Raw genomic sequence first — 22,438 nt, 5'->3', positions numbered from 1 at the left:
GTATTCTGTTCTTAATTAAATGGCTCGGCAGATATTCTTCTCCATATCCTCCAACTTGTGCGACAAGGTTTCCATGTCTTGGCTTATCTTCTGGGCGGTGATTTTGGCGTAAATTTGGGTGGTCTTTATGTTCGTGTGTCCCAAAAGGCGGCTCACCGTTTCGATGGGTACGCCGTGCGACAGAAGCACGGTCGTGGCGTTCGTGTGGCGTGCGACATGGTAGGTCAAACGCACCTTGAAGCCGCATTGTCTGCCTATATCTTTGAGTATCTTGTTACAACTGCCGTTGCTCGGAACGGGGAAAACATGACCGTCCCTTGCCAGCCCCTTGTATTTCTCGATGATACGCTTGGGAACGTCCAAAAGGCGGATGTTCGATTCGGTGTTGGTCTTCTTTCTTCGGGTGATTATCCACAGGTTGCCGTCGAAGAATGTTTGCAGGCGGTCGGCGGTGAGGTTCTTCACGTCCGAATACGCCAAACCCGTGAAAACAGAAAAGACGAACAAGTCCCGTACAAGCTCGTGGGTGGCGTTCTTCATCGGTGCGTCCATGAGCGTCTGTATCTCCGTTTGGGTGAGGTAGCCCCTGTCCACGCTTTCGGGAGAGTTGATATATCCCGCAAAGGGATTAAAGGGCAAACGCCCGTCGTTCCTCGCTATGGAAACGATGTGTTTCAACACAATCATGTAGCCCCACACGGTATTGGTGCGGCATTTCTTCTCCGTGCGCAGAAAATACTCGAAGTCGTTGATGAACGTGAGGTTTAGTTCCTTTAATGGAATATCCTCACGCTTGTAGGTATGGGGCAGGAACTCCCGAATATGGTTGCAGACCGTCCGATAACGGGTAAATGTACCCTGCGCCCTGCTGTGCCCGACTTTCTTCTCGAACTCGGCGTTGTGCTGCTCGAACAGCTTCAGCAAAGTTTCCTGCTTGACGCCGATACCGAGATAGGCGTCTTTGAGTTTGGCGGCGGTAACATAACCGTCCGTCTGCATTAACTCTTGATAGCGGCGGTTTACCTCCACACGGATTTTATCTACTGCAAGGTTGATTCTCTGCGCTTCGACGCTCTTGCCCGAAGCACGGCTGTTCTTCACATCCCACAAGCGTGGGGGAACGTCCATCTTGCAACTGAACTGTTTAATCTCGCCGTCCACCGTGATACGGCACATCAGAGGCAGGTTGCCGTTCGGCTTCTCGCTGCCTTTCTTCACGTAAAATAATACCTTGAATGTACTTCGCATAACTCACTCCTTTTTTTGGTTACAAAATTAGTTCTTAGTGAGTTACCGACAGCTATGTAAATCAACGCAAAACGCAGAAAAAGAACCTTTTAGCAAGAAATTTGCACCCGTTACGGGAGTAACGAGGTGGTAACTGAACTTCTGCGCCGTTTGGCTTCGAGGTGGTATTTCGTTGGCTCTGTCCCATAGAAAAACAAAGCGTAACGAACGCTCTATCAGCTAATTCGCTACGCTTTGCCCAAATTTACTTTTTCGCTATGTGTTTATTTTATAATGTTGGCCTTGGGCCTGTTCAGCTTCGCAATGCAAAGTTGTGATGATGACGATGAGGATGCTCCTGTTTCAGAACAACTGGAGAAAGCCTTTATCAATGAATTTGGCAATGTAGCCCATAACTGGTCTACGCGGGGGACTAATCATGTTGCATCTTTCAATCAAGACAATACAGAAAAAGAAGCCTGGTTTGATGCAAATGGAGTCTGGCTGATGACAGAAACGGACATTGTTTATGATGATCTTCCTTTAATAGTAAAACAAGGATTTGAAGGGCTTACTCAATATGAGGGATGGAAGCGTGACGATGTGGATATGCTTGAGCGTAAGGGCATGGAGAAAGTATATGTGATTGAAATCGAAAAAGGCAAGGAGGAATTGGACCTCTATTTTGATGTCAATGGAAATCTGTTGAAGGAAGTGGCTGATAAAGACGATGATTCGTTCAACTATTTACCTTCTGAACTTCCTACTGCTGTAGCTCAGTTACTGAATGAGAAGTATGCCGGTTATAAGTTGTTGGAGGTTGAAGTGGATCCTGTTTCCAAACTTCTGGAAGTGGATGTCCTTTTGCAGTCTGCCCAGTTGGAGGTTTGCTTTGATGTTACAGCATCCTATGCGTGGGTTTCCACTTCAAAGGATGTGCTGTATACGTCTCTGCCTGATGCCGTGAAAACTGCTGCTAAGAATGCAGAAAAAGAACATGCCGGCTATGAGCTGGATGATGAGGAAGCTGAAAAGGTGGTTACTCCTACAGGCACCTATTATATCGTAGAATTGGAAATGGATGGAAAACCTGACATTCAAGTTGAAATTAAAGAAGACGGTACACTAAAACAATAAGATTCATGTAAATACTCAATTCCAATAAAAGAAGAGAGCCTTTTGCTGCATTTCAGTAAAAGGCTCTTTCTTGATTATACAAGTACGGCAAATTTAAAAACGATAAGCAAATCCGAGATTGAATACAGCCTGATCAAAATCACTGACCAGTTGATAACGGAACTCAAAGTTCATCATCCAGTTTCTGGCTATTGCGAAATCAACTCCACCACCAATATTCATGCCAAACCGGCATTCATTGTCGCTGTCGTCATCGCCATCTATATGGACATGATTTCCATGTATGTCCACATCCCAGTCATCATTCCAGTCAAACATCCAATTGGAAAATGTCAGACCAAGCAATGGGTAAAGCTTTACTTTACTTGCCACAGGAAACAAATAGTGGAAATTCAGGTTTACGTCTAACATGCTGACGTTGTCATTCTCAAAGAAATAGTTCAATGAGGGTTCCAGACGTATGGGGTTGGTGATATTGTACTGATATTTCAGTCCCAGACCAACACTCTCAATTTCTGTTCCATAACTTAAACCGAATCCGATTGCTTGTTTTCCCTTTTGTGCATAAGTGTTGCCAACAAGCATCAAAAAGCAAACTGCTAAAAATAAAATCTTTTTCATTTTGGTATGTATTTTGTGTTAAATTAGTCATCGTCATCATCCCAGTCGTCATCATCATCGTCATCATCATCCCATTTATGACGCTTGTATTTTTTAGGATGGTGATACCTGTCGTGATGGTCACAATAGGAACAATAATGTTTGTGCCAATATCTGCTATGGAAATCAATCCTGTCATAAAAAGGATTGTAGTAATCGCTTCCCGGTCTGATACCAATTTCAATCAAAACACGATTCCATTTCCGATAACGTTTATAATAATGGCAGATGTCACGCATGTGTTTGCCGGAAGTCCTTGCTATTTCAAGGGCTAAACCGACATTACCCCAGTCGCGTCCACATTGCCTGTAATAGTCATCCAGAAGACTGCCGCGTGTGTTATACTCCACGCACAATCGTTTCCGGTAGTCGGACAGTTCTACAGAGGCATATTTGTTTGCTCTGCTGATGAACAAGGATAGCCTGTCTTGCGCAAAGATGGAACAAGAAACGGCCATGAGCAATAGTAAAGTATAAAATTTCCTCATAAAACAAATGATTGGTATAATCGTGGACAAAGGTACTATAAAATCATGAGATAATGCAGTGCATCTGAAAAAATACAATCATTTGTTGTTTTTTTTATTAGGACGGATGCTTCAAAGCAAGTCTTAGACAGAGGTGGATGGGTTAAATTAACCAAACGGAAGTCTTTTTATAAAAACAGATAGCTGATTTCTAATTCTATTTGTTACCTTTGAGAATCATTGTAAAATATGGCTTATGGGAACCTTAGGATGCATCAATGACATGTTGCAACGTGATAAGGAAAATCGGGAGTTGCGCAAACGAAACCGGGAGAGGCTAACAGCCACCTACCACCGGTTATTAGATACAGGAAAAGAGACTGACCTCTCTCAGATAACGGTGGAAAAGATGGAAGATATCCGCCGGAAAACTTTGGAAAAAGAAGAGCTGGATAAGGCTGCCAATTTTAAGGCGATGCTTTATTTAGCCTTGGGAATGGCATTAATTTTTCTCTTAGTATGGTTACTTGTGGGATGTAGCGGTAAACCGTCCGGAAACAATCTGTCTGCGGTAAAGAGTGATTCAGCTTCGATTACACAAGGTGCTCAAACAGTCTCCGTTCATACCCAAGACACGATCTGCCATCTTCCAGTAGCTACTCAGAATGTAAAGGATTCTGTGTTTACAGAGCAAGAATTGCAAAAGATACAGAACGAACTGCGAGAACGATATGTGCGTTCAGAAATAAAGGGCACTCGATTAGACGGCAATATATGGGGATGGGGCGTATATGGGAATCATCTTATCGTAAATTTATGTCTAAACTCTCCGGAAGCCAGAGCCATTTTTCGTGAGAAGATTATGGATTCACCCGCTATCCGTTTGGAAGGACCTACAGAACCGTCACCCAACAATCAACGATACACTTCCGACACTTTGGGCATCCATTTATATCCTGAATTCTCTGCATACCCATACACGGCTCATGCCGCCACTTTTGTACTATTCAATCAGAGCGAGTACGAGATAGAGAGTGGAGACCCATACTGGATTACTTATGAAGACCAGCATGGAGTCTGGCGAACTCTTCCCATACATACGGTATTCAATAGTATAGCCTATAGTATTCAGCCTGGTAAGCAATTTCTGTTTAAAGCTAACCTCAACCCAAATGTCTTGCCTAACCGACCGGGCAGATACCGATTTTTCTATGAGGTAGAACTAATGGATAAGAAACAGAAAATCACACTTATGACCGAATTCCGGTTGGCAGACATCAAAGAAGCTGTTCGCGATTCCTCCGATGTAATCAGCGTGGAATATGTAAATTACCATAGAAAGAGTTGATTTAAAGCCTCTTGCGGATATTGTGCGTTTTCGAAAGAACTTTGTTTTTATATATTGTTTTGCCTATGAGAAGCTGTATTGTATTTTTGATAGCTTTTTGCCTTCTTTCAACCGGTTGCGTCCAGCAACGACAGAAAACAGAGACGAAAAAATGTTCTGCCATCCCAATGGATACTTCTCTTGTGGTGGTGGATTCAACCATATTGTTATATTCCAATTTGAAGACTTCCGATAAAGAAATCCATGCTATATTGGAAGAACGGCCTAAATATCCAGGCGGTATGGATGAAGTTGTAAAATACATACAGACTCACATTCAGTATCCTCCAACTGCCGTATACAAAAAAATGGAAGGAAAAGTTTGGATAGAGAGTGTAATTGATCGCGACGGAAAAGTTGTACAGCCTAAAGTAGCATACAGCGTCCATCCCCTGTTAGACCAGGAAGCCCTCCGCATTATAAAAATGATGCCAGACTGGAGGCCGGGGAAACTGAACGGAGAGACCGTGAAAGTAAAATACGTTTTTCCTGTAACCTTCCGTATTGAGGATCTCATTGTGCTTGTTGATGATGGTCCCAAGCGTAATCCGAATGATACGGGAGCTGTAGAAATTGAGTATATTCCTCCCGTAAATTTCGATTCAGTTATCAAGAAATCACCCTCAGTAAAATGGGGTTTCTTAGAGGATGATACAGAAGGAGTGCCCAAGGTTCATTTGGACGATCGGACGCATCAGGAAATTAAAAGCAAAAGTGAAGACGTTAAAATCATTTCAAACTCCTTATCAAACGATAAGGTTTATGTGTCCATTTTCTGTACAAGCCATCGTCTTACGTATAAAGGTGAATACATTTTTTATCGGGAGGATAAGCAAGGAAAATTACATGAAATACACAGTAAAAACATAGACAAAGAGTCTGTGGCCCTTCAGGTGGTAAGAGGGAAGGAAGCCGAAATCGGGATTGATTTACCTAAGAATGCTCAGCCGGGTGATTACCTCTTGAAAATTAGAGTTTATGATGAAGATGAGACTTGCTTTTACAACATATATCAATGGTTTGAAGCTTACACTTCACAGCAGGTTTCAACCAGAGAAAGACCTATTCCTATAGGACCTGCCAATGATTCCGGTAATGAGTTTCTCCCAGACGAAGAAGATGTGTTTGATGTTGTGCAGCATATGCCTGAGTTTCCGGGTGGTATGCCCAAATTGATGGAATTTATCAGACAAAACATACAGTACCCACAGACTGCCAAGCGTAGCAAACTGGAAGGCAGGGTAATCATGCAGGTGGTGATTGATAAAGATGGAACGGTGACCCAGCCTCGAATTCTTCGCAGTGTCAACCCTGTTTTAAGTGCGGATGCTGCATTATGCGAAGAAGCATTTCGCATTGTTTCGATTATGCCCAAGTGGAAGCCGGGTCGTCAGCATGGAGTGAACCTCAAAGTGAGATATGCATTTCCAATCAAATTTGAATTACCGGTTAATTAATTGAACTAAAGTAAAGTATACTATGAGATCAATTACTTTTTATCTATTTAGTCTCAGTATCCTACTGATGGGATGCACCGAGAAAACAGCAAAGGATACTAAAAACATAGCTGATGCTGACACGACTGTAATTTGTAGTTCAGAATCGGTACTCGCCGGCTTCTATAATTTGGGTACAACCACTCAAATGAAAGTGATACAAGGACATTATACACCGGACAGTAAACTAATTTTTGCCGTAGTCCTAAACCCGCAGCATTTTCGATTAAGCTACGGCTATGATTGGACTTTGGAAAAATGGGAAAAGAACAAGTGGATTAGACCCAAAATGAAAGTAACAGAATTTGTATATAGCGACGAATTAATAGGTCCTATATCAGACTTTCTTTGCCTCCAATTTCCTATTGAACATTATGAGATAGCTCCCGGTAGGTATCGTATATTAACATCCGTAGATAATGACAGGGAAGAAATAAAATTAAGTGCTGAATTTGAAATAAAATGAATGTCATGAGAATACTATTCATAACTATACTCTGTGTTTTGCTGGTGGGATGCGCTAACAAATCCAGACAACAGGCAGCGGGGAATGCTCCGATTCCCGCAAAGGATTCTATTTATCACCTACCAGACCAGTATCCAGAGTATCCTGGAGGTATGAAGAAATTAATGGAGCAGATAGAAAACAGCATTCAATATCCGGAAGGAGCACGAAAGAAAGGAGTTGAGGGAAGAGTCATCGTTCAGTTTTTCGTAGATGAAAAAGGGAAGGTAATAGAGCCTCAAGTGTTGAAGAGCGTGGAGCCTTCTTTGAATAAAGAGGCTTTACGTATTGTCAGCATGCTTCCAACATGGAAACCGGGAACATGGGAAGGGAAAGCCCGTAAAGGTGAAATATACAATGCCGGTTCTTTTTAAACTTGAAGAAACGGAGCCGAAGAAAAAGGAAGACAGCACAGTATCTGAACCAGCCATTTTGGGCTTGCAGCCGATGCCGAAGGATATTCCATCCGGAAAACGCATGAATCCGGATTCACTGTCCATGACCACGGAATTTGCCTATTATCCGCTGTCTGCTACCCAGGTGAACGTTTTTATCCATAACCATTCCCATAGAATGTATACGTGTGGAGATGAATACAGTCTCGCTTTCTATAATGAAAGCCTGCAGAAATGGGAACCTTTACCCACCAATCCTATTATCGAGGATATACTTTGGATGCTACATCCCGATTACCATCCATATCGTTTGCAAACTATTGAACTGTATACTTCTGAAATACCCAACCGCCCCGGTAACTATCGGATTTATAAGACCTTTAATGGCGGCGAAGTAGCGTATGCGGAATTTGAACTGGTGGACCGAAAAGGAGTGAAAAGATTGAGGAAACTGATTGATGATTATTGGGACAAGAACTCTGCTAATCCGTGCGACACGGTTGCCCATAATATCAGTACTACTTGGATAGTACATGATGACGGGGATACCATATTTGTGGGCTTGATGAACAACACCCCTCGTTATCAGGAAATGTTTCGGCGAAAAGTGGTCAGCTATTCAGCGGTCAGTCACGGAAAGGTTGTAGAGAACGTAGTATTTGACAAGCCTTCTTTTTCTGACACCCTGCAAGTAACCATGCAGACCGAAAAAGCGGTCTATCCCGTAGGAACAGAAACTATTACGGTTCAACTTACAAACGAAAATCCCAAAGGTCTGTTCTTTGGAGAGGATTATTGGATTGTCCGCAAAGAAGGGCAGCAATGGATTTATCTGCACGATAATGGTTCGTGGACTGATATAGGATATGGTTTGGAGAAAGGGCATACCCTTACCTTTACCGCAAGGCTCCGTCCATTGATCAATGACAACCGTCCCGGGACTTACAGAGTCATCAAGGAAATCGGTTTTTTCGATTCGCGGCAAGATTGGTATATGGCGGCTGAATTCAGAATCGAATAGCAGACGGAAAATGACGCATGGAAAAATGGTCTATCCGACATTCATCTTTCAGCGAGTCAGCTATCCTTGCTGACAAGCATTCCGAAGGTAGCCCTATGGCATAAGTTGAATCTCAAAACATACAAGTCATGAAAGCATTTCGACATATTCCGTTTCAATCACACCCTAACAGCAATGGATTTTCCGTGTGTCTGTTTTTGTTATGCGCCCTGTTTACGGGATGCCAATCGACTTCAACCGTTCTATCTGATAAAGCTGAACAACCGGCTATCACTCAAAAGAAGGCAGGTGAGCAAGTGATTGAAGCATTAAACAGAGCCTATGGTGTGGATACCATAGGGCTTTTCTTGGACAGTCCCCGATGCCCTGACTTCGTAGAAGGAATGTTTTACGAAGATTCTCTTCCCGTCTTTCAGATACGAGGAGACACTGCCAAAGCCAGACGCATTCTGGAAGCGTCCGCCGGGAGCGGAGCCTTCCGGCTGGAAGCCGACACAGAGCATACCTTTACCCAAAAAGAACTAAGGAGCATCCTGGACACCATCAGCAACCGGTTTCATAAGCTACCCGATGGTGCTCTGAAATCCAACATGGACTTTTGGGGAATGGACAATCATACCGCTTTAGTGTTTTTCAAATTGAATACTCCTGCTGCCAGACAAGCTTTCAGGGAACACATCATCGATTCACCGGCAGTATCTTTTGAAGGACCTGAATCACCAATGCCTCATTCTGAAACGGGTGTTCCTGATACTTTAGGCATTTCACTAAGACCGGAATACCCGGTTTATTCCACACAAACCTCAAAAGCATCCTTTGTGCTTATCAACCAGAGCAATAGCAATATCATGTGTGGAGAAGAATATTGCATTACTTACGAGGATGAACAAGGCATATGGCGAAAACTGCCTACCGACCATTTTTTCTTTAGTGTGGGATACCTTGTTCAGCCAGGCGAATATCGTATCCGTACAGCCTCCCTTTATCCAGAGGTGCATCCGAACAAGCCGGGACGCTATCGTTTCCTTTATCACCTTACCCTATTGGACACCCGCACAAGAATACAAATGATGACCGAATTCCGCCTGAGTAATGATGAGAAAGAGTGGAAACAGACCAAGACATTAGAAATACCCATCCATCTTACCATCACACAAAACTCGGACAATTCAGCAACCTCTGAAACCTCAGCTGATGAAAAAATGTCCGGTCAATAACCCTAAAAAATATCCATTGATGAAAACACTATTTACATTTCGACGATTTGACAGGCTGAAAGATTATCTTCAGGATAAATACAGTATTGTACAACCATTAAAATTAGAACGTGATATAAAAAACTTTTTACTATTTGCTACCGGAATAAGTTTGTGCATCCTTGTCAGCTGCCAACAGACTTCATCCCACAAACCTTTTGTAGAGTTATCTTCCTTGGAGCTTTCGGAAGAGGAGATGCCTATGGTATCCATCAGTAATGACTTTGCTTGCAGTTTTTTTCAGAAGATGAATGAACAGGAGAAAGGACAAAGTTTTTTCATTTCTCCTCTGAGTGCCCAATTCAATTTAGGGATGCTTGCCAATGGTGCTGCAGGAAAAACATTAGAAGAAATAGCTTCGGTACTTTCCGTTTCTAAGAGTAAGCCTTCATTGGCCAATAACTACTTTTTAAAACTGATAAGCAATCTGCCTCGATTGGATTCTACGACTGTCTTTCAGTCAGCCAATTCCATCTGGATTCATGACAAGTCACCTGTGAAGGATTCCTTTCAACAAATAAACCGGCAGTATTTTCTTGCAGAAATACAGAACCTGGATTTTTCTGAGCCGAAATCAACAGGCATTATCAACCGATGGGCAAAGGAACAAACGCAAGGGCGTATTCCTCACATCTTGGATCAGGCACAAGGTAACTGTATTCTCATCAATACGTTGTTCTTCAAAGGTGGATGGATTTTCCCTTTTGAACCGGCTGAAACCCGGCAGGAAAACTTTTATCCTGTGAGTGGAAAGAAGCATCCGGTCAGCATGATGCACCTGTCTGATCAATGGTTTGCCTTTTATAAAGCGGAATTGTTTGAAATGGCTACCCTCCCTTACGGAAACGATTCGTATGCCATGACAGTAATTCTTCCCAAGAAAGGTGTATCCATTGACTCCTGCATAGCCACATTTAGTGAAGCCAATTGGAAAGCATGGCTGTCCGCATCAGATAGTATAAGTTGTATGCTGGACCTCAAATTACCTTCTATCAAGTTGGATTACAAATCCGACATCATTCCTACTTTCCAGAAAATGGGCATCCATGATGCTTTTAATGAAAATTGTGCAGATTTTTCACGTATGACAGATATACCTGCCCACATTTCTGAAATCGAACAATTTACCCGATTGGAAGTAACGGAAACAGGCACAGTTGCAGCAGCAGCGACTATTACAAATGTTGTTTTTGAATCAGAAATAGTGCCAGAGATTACACCTTATCCATTCCATGTCAATCGTCCATTCTTATTAGTTATCCATGAAAATAAAACAGGTTTAATTTTGTTTATGGGAAAGATGATGGATATTCTGTAATCTGAAATACTGAGCATTGCAAGGGAGAAAAAATAACTTTAGCAAGCAGAAAGCTTATCTATAGCATCCGTATTGTATAATCCTCAACATTAGAACGTGACATGAAGATACCTACATTTTTCAAAAGTCTGATGACAGCTATCATTTTCCTTCTTATTCCTTGGGAAGGAAAGGCTACCGGACTGTCCGGTGATTTCATCTATCTGCAGGGAGAAGAATGGGAATTGTTGGCCAAGCCCATCAATAGGGATTCTGTTCTGTTTCATCGGTTGATGGAATTTTTGCCGGACAACCATTGCATTACTACCGCCAATTGGGAAGGCTATACCGCCTATTGGGAAGTGCAGCAATCCCATCTGTATCTGCATCATTTGGAAGTCTGTGTCTATGATAAACAGAAAAAAGAAGAGTATTCCCTCACTTATCAGCCAGACCAGTTGAAAGAAGTGTTTCAGCCTTACTACCAAGACGAAAAAATTGGTGCCCGCTGGTTTAGTGGGGAACTGCGTGCCGGGAAAGGTGAACTGGTGCGTTACGTACACAGCGGCTTCGACCGCAATCTAGAAACGGAGCAAGTGATGATGCTTCAACACGGTCGTATAAAAAGTTGCCGGACTTACCATAATACCCTACGGGCTGGCATGAAAATGCAGCATGCTCAGGATAAAATCATCCGACGTTTCCCCTGGCATCGCTTTCCGGAATACAAAGGTCAACGTATAACCTTTTTTGTTGAGAATGTACAATGCAGTTCAGACGGCCATCTGGTGGATGTGGATGTAAGAACTATATTCGTTCGTCCCCAACGGGAAAACATCGAAGACGGAAATCATCCTTTAGCAAAGGCATTTGAAGAAGTACTGAAGAGCATTTATCCTTGGGAGGTGTTGTTTATCAACGGAAAGTACACGATTGAATTTAAGGATTTTGTACTTTCCATTTGGAAAGATAAGCTAAAGCCTTCTCAAACAAACGATACTACGAAATACACCTTTGTAGGCAAGGTTTATGGCGAAGAAGTGCGGCAGATTCCTCCTTACGATGTGGTCAAATTCCCAGCAGGCGGTGCCTATCTGACTTTGGCTGGAAAGCCTTTTCAGGGTTGGCTGGCCGATTCTACGGGAACATTCAGCATAGAGCATTTGGAAAAAGGTGAATACCGTTTGAAAGTACAGTTTATAGGCTTGACATCCTGTGATACCCTTATCCATGTGCCCATGAAGGATGATACTTTGCAGCTCAGGCTTTCTTTGCCTTACGACTATTTGGAAAAATACGATTGTTCACCGGCTCTGTCTCGCGAATACATTGAGCAGGGGAAACCCAATCTGAGGCTCATCATTCCGATTGGGCAGGAAGAGGAGATCCAAAAGCATCCCTTTTGGAAGAAATATGGGGTTACGTATTTCAGGTACTCCCCCTTGAAGGAGGACGGTAAGCTAGATTGTTATTTAGGTACTCCCAACCATCTGCTGACTGCTTACAACGAAGAAGTTTTCCGGTATTTGGATAAAAAGTTCGGCCAGAAATGGCGTAAGGAAGTACCTACCGGCATCTTCGGATTGGACCAGTCTCTGAACGAACTGCATGATTATAACTGGCTCATCAAAACACTGAGCAGAGAGTGTAAATATCCCGTTGCCCAGCAAAGAAGGAACAAGGGTTGTGTTTTACAGGTGGAATATACTGTGACCCCGGAAGGTTATATCAGCCATGCTACGGTACTCAACCAAGCACCCCGTGTATTCCGAAAGTCGGTGATGCAAGTTTTTCAATCGCTACGGAATGTACCCACTGTCTTGCGCCCCGGGAAAAGTACTCTCAGCATCCAATTCTGGCTGGATAACATGGCGAAAAGCCCTCACGCAGATGTTTTGATAATCGGCTACAGTTCTTGTGATACCCCTGTCTTGATGAAATAGATGGATAGGCTGTCGTTTATCTAAAATAAAATCAGCCCATCCATTATCCGTCTTTCGTCAAAATACGTATCTTTACCGAAAAACCATTCCTATGCAGCCTATGAGAACGCGAATATCTTTTTATCGTACAGTCTTATCAGCACTTCCGTCAGTCGTGTTGATGCTTGCCATCAGACTTTTATGGGTCGGATGTCAGCATAAGTCAATTGCAATCCACCGTGAAAATGGTTGGTATCCTGTAACGGGCGACTCCAATGACAGTCTTTCTTTGGAGCCTATCGTTACGACGAAAGATTTCAGTGTTTTACGATTAGATTCGGATGCCTTTGGCAAATACGTAATTTTTGGACAGATACATCCGTATTATATGAACCTATGGGCGGAAGAAACAGAAAAAGCCATTGGAAAACAGATTGCTTTTGTGTTTAATGATTCAGTGATAAGCACCCCCACTGTAAATATGAGAATTGAGAGTGGAAATTTTGCCATAACCTCTTATTGTGACACTTTGCTGCCGGAAATTTATGAGGAACTGAACAAGGAAATCAATCCTTCTTACTCGGACAGTTTGACAAGACTTGCTACTGCCCGATTATGGAAGGAAGCGAAAGAATTTAAAAAGACACTGACGGACACGACCTTTTTGAAAACCAAGGGGATGATGTCTTATGCCGCTATAGATGTAATGAATGCCAACGGATTTAATCCGCATTATGCCTATAATCAAGTCGTTTATCTCAAAGCCTTGGATAGAGCCAGAAAGAAAATATCCATAAAGAACGGACATGTGATTTTCCCCTGTCAACGTGGTAAAGACCTGAATATATCAGATAACTTATTTCTGTTTATACAATCCTTATTTAAAGAGTGGAATCAATGGTTGGATACCGGCAAGTATCAGCTAGTCAAAGATGAAGATGGTTTGTATACTGTTGAGCCACTTTCTGAAAAGAAGGATAAGCAGGTCTCTGTTTCTCTTTCTTCCGCCAAATTTGAGAAACAACCTATAACGGAAGAATCAATTGACCAAAGAGCTGGTCAGCAAGTAATAGATGCTTTGAGTAAAGCATATGGCACGGACTCAACAGTTATCGGCGATTTCTTGGACAGTCCGCGCTGTCCTGCATTCTTGGAAGGAATGTTTTTTGATGGTTCTACACTGGTCTTTCAAGTAAGAGGAGATACCACAGTAGCACGGCGCACACTGGAAGCAACAGCCCAAAGCGGTGCTTTCCGGCTGGAGCCTGCTACAGCTAAAAATTTTACCCAAAAGCAGCTGAAAGAGATTTTGAATGTTATCGATAGTAAAAGAGAGAAACTTACAGATGAATGCTTGAAATCCAATTTGATGTCTTGGGGTATGGGTAGCCATCATATTCACGTAACTTTTATCATGAACACTCCGGAAGCCCGAAAAGCTTTCCGGAAAAAGATTATTGATTCACCGGCTGTGTTATTTGATGGAACAGCAGATAACACACCTAACGATTACATCGGTGTCAGCGATACCTTGGGCATCTTGCTACAATCTGACTATCCGGTCTATTCCACTCAAAGTAAACGAGCCACTTTTGTTTTAGTCAATCACAGCCAAGTAACATTAGAATCCGGTGAATCTTATTACATCACTTACGAAGATAAGCAAGGCGTATGGCGAAATCTGCCCATTCATACCATATTTAATTGTGTAGCCCATATCATTGGCCCGGGAAAAAATAAGCATTTATCCGGTTCTTTGTATCCGGAAATACATCACAACAAGCCTGGAAGATACCGCTTCTTCTATCCCGTTACTTTTACGGACACCGGAAGAGACGTTACTCTGATGGCGGAATTCAGGCTGACAGACAATCCACAAGAATTGGCAGAAGGACAGAAGGAAAAGAGATCTGCCATACCCTCTACCCAAGATAACCGACCAGTTGGAACTATAACAACGTCTGTACCGGAAGTTCCGACAGAAGACAACAGCCTTTTCAAAATAGTAGAATGTATGCCCGAATTTCCCGGAGGGATGAAAGGTTGTCTGGATTTTATACAGACCGAAATGTGCTATCCTGAAGAAGCCAAGAAAGCAGGCATTCAAGGGCGGGTAATCCTGCAATTCATCATCGAGAAAGACGGCACGCCCGCCCAGCCTCGGATTGTACGTAGCGTTCACCCCTTGTTGGATAAAGAAGCCTTACGAATTATCCGACAAATGCCGAAGTGGACACCGGGAAAACAAGATGGGAAGCCCCAACGGGTACTTTATACCATTCCGATTTCATTTCGGTTGCCTAAGCCATAAACATACCATTGTCTGATTTTAATTCCATATACATATGAAACGATTTTTTCTATCCTTCATACTGCTTGGATGCATCTTTCAACTTGAAGCACAAGAAAGAACAGTCAACGATACTATTCTGATGTTGGAAAACAAAATATGGAGAACAGAACTTCCTTCTGAAAAATCCTATACGCAAGAGATGGAGTTCAGAGAGGGTGGATGGTGGACTACCTTCACGTATAATGGGGAAAAAACAGTACTAGAAGACTCTTACCGCATTAGTGAAGATACCATCAAAACATACGGCTGCAAGCAGTATTTAATTCTGGAATTGAATGATAGTACACTTGTTATCCGTTATCTACCCAAAGAATTGGTCATAGGCAATGGTCCTGTAAAATACATCAACACGATTAACTCACCCGCCAAAATGCTTGCAAACGAGCAACGGTTAGACAGTATCTGGAGGAAAGAAGATATTTGGAATAAGGGAGTTGCTGATATTTCTGGGAAGCCTATCAAAGATTTGTCAACCATTGAACCTCCCCGATGGGCGGTATGGGATTACGATTTGACAAAATACTATGTTTCCCAAATGAAATACCCTGAAGAGTTGCTAAAAAAGAATGTGGCAGGCTATTCTGTAGTGATGTTTGCTCTTGACACATTAGGCTTGCCACGCTGGAATACCATTTTGACGACCATCCATGAAGATTTTGATAAAGAAGTTATCAGACTGACCAAAGAGCTTCCACACTGCCTGCCTTGCAGGGACAAAAACGGCAAACGAATGGAGTGTCTTTATACGGTATATGTCCCTTTCCTGCCCCAACATTATAGGGATAGGGTAAAGGCGGACAGCGTTAGGAAAGAAGAATTGAAACAAAGTTTTGTGGAATGGGAAGCTGTGTCTTATTTTGAAAAAGCAAATCCGTATGCAATTACCGACTACATTAATGAACGCCTAACATACGATTCCAATCTATTAAACGGTAAAAAAGAAATCAAAGGGATTTATACGATACGCATTGATTCTTACGGAGAAATAATAAAGGTAGAGACCTTACGAGGTTGTGGCATACAAGAATGGGACAACCAAGTATTGCAAATCATAAAAGGTATGCCACGGTGGACTCCTACCATCAATTTTCATGGTAAAGGTGAATATCGGAACTCTGTTTGGACTGTACCTGTTTTATTCAAGAATGATAGTCCAACAAAAAATGAACTGCATGATTATAACTAACTGGCTCAACAAGACTTTGAGCAGGAAATGTAAATATCCCGTTGCCCAGCAAAAAAGGAACAAGGGGTGTGTTTTACAGGTGGAATATACTGTGCCCCCGGAAGGCTATATCAGCCATGCTACGGTACTCAACCAAGCACCCCGTGCATTCCGAAAGTCAGTGATGCAAGTTTTTCAATCGCTACGGAATGTACCCACTGTCTTACGCCCCGAGAAAAGCACTCTCAGCATCCAATTCTGGCTGGATAACATGAAAAAATCCCCTAAAGCAGATGTAGTCATTATCGGGTATACCTGGGATGATAAGCCGGTCTTGATGATGTAGATGAGTAGAATATCGTTTGTATGAAATAATCATCTTGTCATTTGTTCCAAGGCAAACATTCGATCGTCATTTCTGTAACGAAGATATGGTTTAGCAAATATTCTCCCATACTTGACATACTAAAGGAATTGTCGGCACGAGGTGTGGAGGTTTTCGCTTTGGTCAAAAACAATACAGCGAAGGAAGAAAAATTGAAAGAGACAGGAATCCGAACCAAGGTTAATGATTCATTGTCAATGGATGTTGTTATCATTGACAAGTCTTTGATATGGTATGGAAGCGTCAACTATCTTGGTTACAATACAGATGAAAACAATGCCATACGCATTTATGATTCAAAAGTGGCTGATCAAATTTTGGAAGCTCTATATACATAACATCTGTCGGTCCTTTATCCAACTTGTGCAGAAGAAGTACATAGAGATGGAATATCGATTTTTCATTAAACAGCTATTGGAAAAGAACGTAAAAAATCGTATCTTTGCAAACAAGAAAAGCGTTCTTTTGGTTGATGCAGGACGTTGCAGAATATAGAAGCTCGCTCGTTTCTAAATCGTTACCTGTTTAAGATAATGTCTGTTTTAAATGTTTGATTTTTAATAAGAAAAGAAAATTTAAATGTCTTTCTCTATGGAGACTATCTGTCCGGCACTTCCGAGGCTGTTGAGGTAGGGGAATTCCAGTTGGTTGTAGTAGCCCGTCAATCCCTGCATATAGGCCAGGCAACCCATGTCGCCGGAGTGGACGAGGTTCTCTATTCCGCTTTTCAGGGAGGCAAGGTGGGTGCCGGTGGGGTCGTGCCGGATACCGGTATAGGCATAGTCGGTGTTTACGCTGAAAGTCAGCACTTGTCCGGTACGTTGGTTGGAGACTTCCTGGTAGTGGAGGTTGATGCTCATGGCAGAGTCGTTCACCATGAATCCGGTGATACACTGCCCGTCGTTTTCGGGCACAAAGACCAGTCCGGGGAATTTTTTCTTGAACTTGTCTTGGGTATCGAAGTAGTCTTCCTGAGCCACGAGGTCATTCAGCAGTTGTTGTCCCCATGAGTCGGGCAGGCGGACGCTTACTTCCTTCTTCCGCCCCGGGCGGGGGGTGAAGGTAAAGCTGAAGAGTGGGGCATCTTCCGTCGGGAGTACGGTGCTGTTGTAAAGGTCCTCGTCGTTGTCCAGCACGATGGGGTTTTTCAGCCGGTAGATGGAGATGCGCTGTTGCGTCAAGGTATCTCCCCAGAAATGGCCCGAAGGTATCATCTGCAGTACGAGGGAGTCGAGGGTATAGGTGTGGTCTGTGTTGGGGGTGAAGTCGGACGTGGAGTATTCGGCATAGTAGGTGGCGGATACATCTCCCCAAGAGCTGCTCCGGTAATGTCCCAGCTGGCAGATGCTGTCGCCCCGGGTCTCTATGGAGTCCAGCAGGATGGTGCTGATGTCTACCGAGCATGTGTCTACGTATACATTATAGAAGGAGCTTTCCACGAGGCTCTTTCCAAGCTGCGAGTTCTCGTCCTGGCAGGCGCAGAGGATAGCGAGGACTGCGAATAAGCTGTACAATGATTTCTTCATTTCTGTTCTTTTAGTTGGCGGCAAAGGAAGGGCAAAACTTTTATATCTTTCTACAAAAATCGGCGTTCGGACGGTTTTTATCGGTAAAGGCGTTTAACGGGAATTTCGGACTGTTCGTCGGTTATTTTTGCCGGTGTGGTTGCGGCGGTTTACTTTTGCGGGCAGAACTTCCGCCCTTCTGAAAGAGGAGGGGAATAGTTTCGGCATCCCGATACTAAAACTATTCTCCTTCCTCTTCAGGGGAACGAGGGGTATGAAAAATTAATCTTTAAAACAATAAACAATGAACAGACTATTGGTAGGAATAATGTTGCTGGCCATCGTGTGCATTGCCGGCAGTTGTACGGACGAGGATGAATACACTCAGGGGCAGTGGATGAAGAAAGCCAGCTATAACGGTGTGTACCGCGCTTATGCCTCCGGCTTCACCATCGGCAATTATGGGTATTTGTGTGGTGGCTTCTACGGAGCGAACAAGGATTACCTGAACGACCTTTGGGAGTATGACATGAGCCGGAACAGCTGGACGCAGTGTGCCGACATGCCCGTTGCCGGGCGCAAGGCTGCCGTGGGCTTTGCCGTGAATGGCAAGGGATACATTACGACCGGTTCCGTGAAGGACGGCTCCTCGTCCTACTGTGTGGCAGATACCTGGGAGTATGACCCTGCCACGGATGCCTGGACACGGAAAGACGACTTCAAAGGCGGGGTGCGCGACGGTGCCCTGGCTTTCAGTATAGGCGGATATGGCTATGTCGGTACGGGCTGCAACAGCGACGCTACCGGCAGCGAGAGTGCCTACAAGATGGACTTTTACCGTTTCAATCCCAATGGCGCCGAAGGTTCGCAATGGGAAGCGGTGAGCGGGTATGGAGGCGAGAAGCGCTACTTCGGTACGGCATTCGTCATCGATGAGGTGGCCTACATCTGTTGCGGGCGAAACAACAGTACCGATCTGGTGGATTTCTGGAAGTTCGACGGAAGCAACTGGACCCAGTTGCGTGACATTGCCGATACGGACTCCGACAATGACTATGACGATGACTACGCCATCACACGGTCCGAAGCCGTATCCTTCGTCATCGGTGGAAGGGGATTTGTGGCTACGGGAATACGTAACAGCACTTCCTTGAGCAGCGACTACTGGCTGTACGACCCTGACAAGGACTTATGGTACGGCGATTCCGATGACGACTTTACCCCCATTACAGATGTACATAATTATCCTTCCGGTGCTTCTTCGCGCAGGGCTGCCGTTGGTTTCTCTACCGGCGAACGTGGTTTTGTGCTGACGGGAACAAGTGGTACCAGCTACTTTGATGATGTGTACGAACTTCTACCCGATGAGGAAGAGGAAGTCTGATTCGCCCCATAACTGAACGGAACTTATGAAGCTGATGTTTATGATGATAAAGATAGGTGTACCGGCTGTGATGGCGGTATGCCTTTCTTGCTGTTCGGGTCATACTGCCGGCGGTGGCAATGAGTTGAAATGCCGGGTGATGGAGGTGGAAGGCGGTTACGGCTACGTGGTGCTGCATGGAGCCGATACCCTGATATATCAACCTTTTATACCTGCTTTGAGCGGTCGCCTGCCATTTGCAACAAAGGTGGAAGCGCTGGCGGCCGGTCGGTTGGTATGCCGCAAGCTTGCCGATGGGCAAGCTCCGGCATTGAGCAGGGAGGAGGTGGAGTCTTGTCTGACAGACACCGGACTCTAATCTTCTAAAGAATCCTTTACTTCGTGATGTATTTCCGAGCAGTCATAAGGGTATCTCTGCATGAATTTACCCTTGAGTACCTTCTTTGTATCGCTACCGGGACGTGAAAGAGTGGCGGTGAATGTCACTTGAAGCCGTTTGTAGTAGATGGTTGAAGTGTATATGTTCCATTTCATGCCCACTATATCCATTTCAAAATGTTTATATCTCAATTCGTCTTCTTTGTAGTACTTGCCTTGGGCAAGGAAGAATAGCTGTTGTTGCCCCATCACCACCTTTCCGTCTTCTATACGGTCGGGCAGGTAGATGCTGCGTTTCTTCGGGTCTATCCAGTTGAAGACATCGTTGGAGTGGTCGTTGAGCAAGAATGCGTATTCTGTCCATTTGTTGATGAACGGATAATGGTCATGCTTTCCGGTTGTGTTGCCCATAGTTTCATCTTTATAGGTACTCTTGTCGGGTTCCGTCCCGGCTTCTTCCACCCCGTCATTATTTTCCACGCTGTATTCAATGGATTCTATCTGATAGAAATTCTCGCATGGCGCTTGCCGTATGGTGATTTGTTCTTTGTAGAAGCCCGTCTTCATCTCAAGGTTGAGGATAAGCCCGCGTTCTTCTCCGTCGAAATTATCTTCAGTCTTTAGTGTGAGCCGGGTTTCGTTCTCGCGGGTGAGGTCAAACCAGCGGAAGTGAAGGCTTCCCAAGCCTTCCAACTGTAAGGGGCGGTTGTTGGTGTCTACCATTGTGGTTCCGCCAAGGGTGGTGATGGAGGCAATGCGCCAGTCACTACGTGTCAGGTCTATCTGCAGGGTAGAGGCATCTCCATCCAGAGTAGTTTCCTGCATGGGCGAGAGGCGAAGGTCATCGTCGTTGCTACAAGCTGTCAAGCCGCAAAGAAAAAGAGCGAACAGAAGGATGGGTTGGAATAAGTCAGTCGTTTTCATGTTGGTTATTATTTGATTTATGTCCATTGGACGTGGCATTCTTTGTAAATGCTGCACGACAAAGATAATTATTTCCTCTTTACGGTGTATTCTCCGAAAGAAAGAAGTACTCTTTTTTGCCGGATAATACGGGTTTTATTAACTTGCGCACAAATTAACCACTAATCACTAACCATTAATCATTGATTCCATGAAATACCAAGTTGCCATTATCGGTGGAGGTCCTGCGGGATATACTGCTGCCGAAGCTGCCGGAAAAGCAGGATTGAGTGTCGTACTATTTGAGAAGCAGAGTCTCGGTGGAGTGTGCCTGAATGAAGGGTGTATCCCTACCAAGACCTTGTTGTATTCGGCCAAGACCTATGACGGAGCCCGCCATGCTTCGAAGTATGCGGTCAGTGTGCCCGAAGTATCGTTTGATTTGCCCAAGATTATTGCCCGCAAGCAGAAGGTAGTGCGCAAGCTGGTATTGGGAGTCAAAGGAAAGCTGACTGCCCATGGTGTGACGATTGTCAGTGGAGAGGCCACAGTGACGGACAAGAATCATGTGGAGTGCGGCGGAGAAACCTACGAATGCGAGAACCTGCTGCTCTGCACCGGTTCCGAAACCTTTGTCCCTGCCATTCCCGGCATAGACAAAGTGTCCTATTGGACTCATCGTGATGCGCTGGATAACAAGGAACTGCCCGCTTCGCTTGCCATCATCGGCGGCGGTGTCATCGGTATGGAGTTCGCTTCTTTCTTCAACAGCCTGGGAGTGCAGGTAACTGTCGTCGAGATGCTGGACGAGATACTGGGAGGCGGTATGGACCGAGAGCTGGCGGGTATGCTCCGTGCAGAGTACGCCAAGCGGGGAATCAAGTTCATGCTGAGTGCAAAAGTAGTGTCTGTCATGCCGGATACTGCCGAAGCTTCTTCCCTTATCCAGGTGAATTATGAAACAGCCGACGGTCCCGGTTCCGTCGTTGCCGAACGGCTTCTGATGAGTGTCGGGCGCCGTCCGGTAATGAAAGGCTTCGGATTGGAGAATCTGGGCTTGGAAAGAACGGAGCGCGGAAATGTCTTTGTCAACGGACAGATGCAGACCTCCGTTCCCGGAGTATATGCTTGCGGTGACTTGACGGGATATTCCTTGCTGGCGCATACAGCCGTTCGCGAGGCGGAAGTAGCCATACATTCCATCATTGGCAAGAAGGATGCCATGAGCTACCGTGCCATCCCCGGCGTGGTATATACCAATCCCGAAATAGCCGGTGTGGGCGAGACGGAAGAATCCCTTCAGAAGAAAGGCGTAGCCTACCGTGCAGTGAAGCTGCCGATGGCGTACAGCGGTCGTTTCGTCGCCGAGAACGAAGGTGTGAACGGTGTCTGCAAGTTACTGTTGGGTGGCGACGATACCGTATTGGGGGCACATGTTTTGGGTAATCCCGCTTCGGAAATCATCACGTTGGCAGGCATGGCCATTGAGCTGAAACTTACTGCCGATGAATGGAAGAAGATTGTCTTTCCGCACCCCACGGTGGGAGAGATATTCAAGGAGGCATTGTAGAACCCATGACTATTGTTTCATATAA

The 22,438-nt window shown here is 44.4% G+C and carries 19 protein-coding genes and 1 pseudogene; 15 read left to right on the top strand and 5 right to left on the bottom strand.

Annotated elements, in window-relative coordinates; translation table 11 throughout:
• Window positions 1-15: 15 nt before the first annotated feature.
• On the bottom strand, window positions 16-1,248 hold the full coding sequence (locus JXR92_RS04115) for a site-specific integrase (protein ID WP_005797050.1): 1,233 nt from the start codon (window positions 1,246-1,248) through the stop codon (window positions 16-18).
• Window positions 1,249-1,551: 303 nt separating this feature from the next.
• Between JXR92_RS04115 and JXR92_RS04110 the strand changes: the two genes are divergently transcribed.
• Window positions 1,552-2,364 carry a PepSY-like domain-containing protein gene (locus tag JXR92_RS04110; RefSeq protein ID WP_226791280.1) on the top strand — a complete coding sequence of 271 codons (813 nt, stop codon included), beginning with the start codon at window positions 1,552-1,554 and terminating at the stop codon, window positions 2,362-2,364.
• A gap of 93 nt (window positions 2,365-2,457) precedes the next feature.
• On the opposite strand, the gene JXR92_RS04105 is transcribed toward JXR92_RS04110, so the two are convergent.
• Window positions 2,458-2,985 carry an outer membrane protein gene (locus JXR92_RS04105; RefSeq protein WP_132215967.1) on the bottom strand — a complete coding sequence of 176 codons (528 nt, stop codon included), beginning with the start codon at window positions 2,983-2,985 and terminating at the stop codon, window positions 2,458-2,460.
• Window positions 2,986-3,008: 23 nt separating this feature from the next.
• Complete coding sequence (locus tag JXR92_RS04100; protein WP_206897478.1) at window positions 3,009-3,512, bottom strand: hypothetical protein; 504 nt, start codon at window positions 3,510-3,512, stop codon at window positions 3,009-3,011.
• Between the two features lie 235 nt (window positions 3,513-3,747).
• On the opposite strand from JXR92_RS04100, the gene JXR92_RS04095 reads away from it, so the two are divergent.
• The 11 genes and pseudogenes from JXR92_RS04095 to JXR92_RS04040 all read left to right on the top strand — a co-directional run bounded on the left by JXR92_RS04095 (window position 3,748) and on the right by JXR92_RS04040 (window position 17,011).
• Window positions 3,748-4,839, top strand: a complete 1,092-nt coding sequence (locus JXR92_RS04095) for an immunoglobulin-like domain-containing protein (RefSeq protein ID WP_206897479.1) — start codon at window positions 3,748-3,750, stop codon at window positions 4,837-4,839.
• A gap of 65 nt (window positions 4,840-4,904) precedes the next feature.
• Window positions 4,905-6,335, top strand: a complete 1,431-nt coding sequence (locus JXR92_RS04090) for an energy transducer TonB (RefSeq protein WP_206897480.1) — start codon at window positions 4,905-4,907, stop codon at window positions 6,333-6,335.
• A gap of 22 nt (window positions 6,336-6,357) precedes the next feature.
• Entirely contained in the window at window positions 6,358-6,840 is a 483-nt protein-coding gene (locus JXR92_RS04085) for an immunoglobulin-like domain-containing protein (RefSeq protein ID WP_132215975.1), read from the top strand.
• Between the two features lie 5 nt (window positions 6,841-6,845).
• Entirely contained in the window at window positions 6,846-7,253 is a 408-nt protein-coding gene (locus JXR92_RS04080) for an energy transducer TonB (protein ID WP_206897481.1), read from the top strand.
• Window positions 7,237-8,295: an immunoglobulin-like domain-containing protein gene (locus JXR92_RS04075; protein ID WP_226791279.1), complete on the top strand. Its 1,059-nt coding sequence runs from the start codon at window positions 7,237-7,239 to the stop codon at window positions 8,293-8,295. The genes JXR92_RS04080 and JXR92_RS04075 overlap by 17 nt, the downstream gene beginning before the upstream one ends.
• Before the next feature lie 128 nt (window positions 8,296-8,423).
• Entirely contained in the window at window positions 8,424-9,512 is a 1,089-nt protein-coding gene (locus JXR92_RS04070; RefSeq protein ID WP_206897482.1) for an immunoglobulin-like domain-containing protein, read from the top strand.
• 19 nt (window positions 9,513-9,531) lie between these two features.
• Window positions 9,532-10,869, top strand: coding sequence for a serpin family protein (locus JXR92_RS04065; RefSeq protein WP_226791278.1), 1,338 nt, complete (start codon window positions 9,532-9,534; stop codon window positions 10,867-10,869).
• Window positions 10,870-11,000: 131 nt separating this feature from the next.
• The gene (locus tag JXR92_RS04060; RefSeq protein ID WP_226791277.1) at window positions 11,001-12,791 is read left to right on the top strand and encodes an FEKKY domain-containing protein; all 1,791 of its coding nucleotides are present in this window, start codon (window positions 11,001-11,003) and stop codon (window positions 12,789-12,791) included.
• A gap of 160 nt (window positions 12,792-12,951) precedes the next feature.
• A complete protein-coding gene (locus JXR92_RS04055) occupies window positions 12,952-15,081 on the top strand; it encodes an energy transducer TonB (RefSeq protein WP_226791313.1) in 2,130 nt (709 codons plus the stop codon).
• Between the two features lie 34 nt (window positions 15,082-15,115).
• Window positions 15,116-16,634, top strand: a pseudogene (locus tag JXR92_RS04050) (energy transducer TonB).
• A gap of 41 nt (window positions 16,635-16,675) precedes the next feature.
• Window positions 16,676-17,011 (top strand): phospholipase D-like domain-containing protein, encoded by a 336-nt coding sequence (locus tag JXR92_RS04040; RefSeq protein WP_226791274.1) that lies wholly within the window; start codon window positions 16,676-16,678, stop codon window positions 17,009-17,011.
• A gap of 237 nt (window positions 17,012-17,248) precedes the next feature.
• On the opposite strand, the gene JXR92_RS04035 is transcribed toward JXR92_RS04040, so the two are convergent.
• Window positions 17,249-18,199, bottom strand: coding sequence for a DUF4270 family protein (locus JXR92_RS04035; RefSeq protein ID WP_226791273.1), 951 nt, complete (start codon window positions 18,197-18,199; stop codon window positions 17,249-17,251).
• 283 nt (window positions 18,200-18,482) lie between these two features.
• On the opposite strand from JXR92_RS04035, the gene JXR92_RS04030 reads away from it, so the two are divergent.
• Both JXR92_RS04030 and JXR92_RS04025 read left to right on the top strand, forming a co-directional pair.
• Window positions 18,483-19,562: a Kelch repeat-containing protein gene (locus JXR92_RS04030; protein WP_151882445.1), complete on the top strand. Its 1,080-nt coding sequence runs from the start codon at window positions 18,483-18,485 to the stop codon at window positions 19,560-19,562.
• Window positions 19,563-19,587: 25 nt separating this feature from the next.
• Complete coding sequence (locus JXR92_RS04025) at window positions 19,588-19,920, top strand: DUF4907 domain-containing protein (RefSeq protein ID WP_016272216.1); 333 nt, start codon at window positions 19,588-19,590, stop codon at window positions 19,918-19,920.
• On the opposite strand, the gene JXR92_RS04020 is transcribed toward JXR92_RS04025, so the two are convergent.
• A complete protein-coding gene (locus JXR92_RS04020) occupies window positions 19,917-20,864 on the bottom strand; it encodes a hypothetical protein (protein WP_206897486.1) in 948 nt (315 codons plus the stop codon). The genes JXR92_RS04025 and JXR92_RS04020 overlap by 4 nt on opposite strands.
• Before the next feature lie 190 nt (window positions 20,865-21,054).
• On the opposite strand from JXR92_RS04020, the gene lpdA reads away from it, so the two are divergent.
• On the top strand, window positions 21,055-22,413 hold the full coding sequence (lpdA, locus tag JXR92_RS04015) for a dihydrolipoyl dehydrogenase (protein WP_138346365.1): 1,359 nt from the start codon (window positions 21,055-21,057) through the stop codon (window positions 22,411-22,413).
• Window positions 22,414-22,438 lie beyond the last annotated feature (25 nt).

Origin of the sequence: Bacteroides parvus, assembly GCF_017309675.2 — a bacterium.
In the GTDB taxonomy this organism is placed as follows: Bacteria; Bacteroidota; Bacteroidia; order Bacteroidales; family Bacteroidaceae; genus Bacteroides; species Bacteroides uniformis.
Note: the sequence above shows the minus strand (reverse complement) of the source record. Positions and strands in the feature narration are given on the sequence as shown.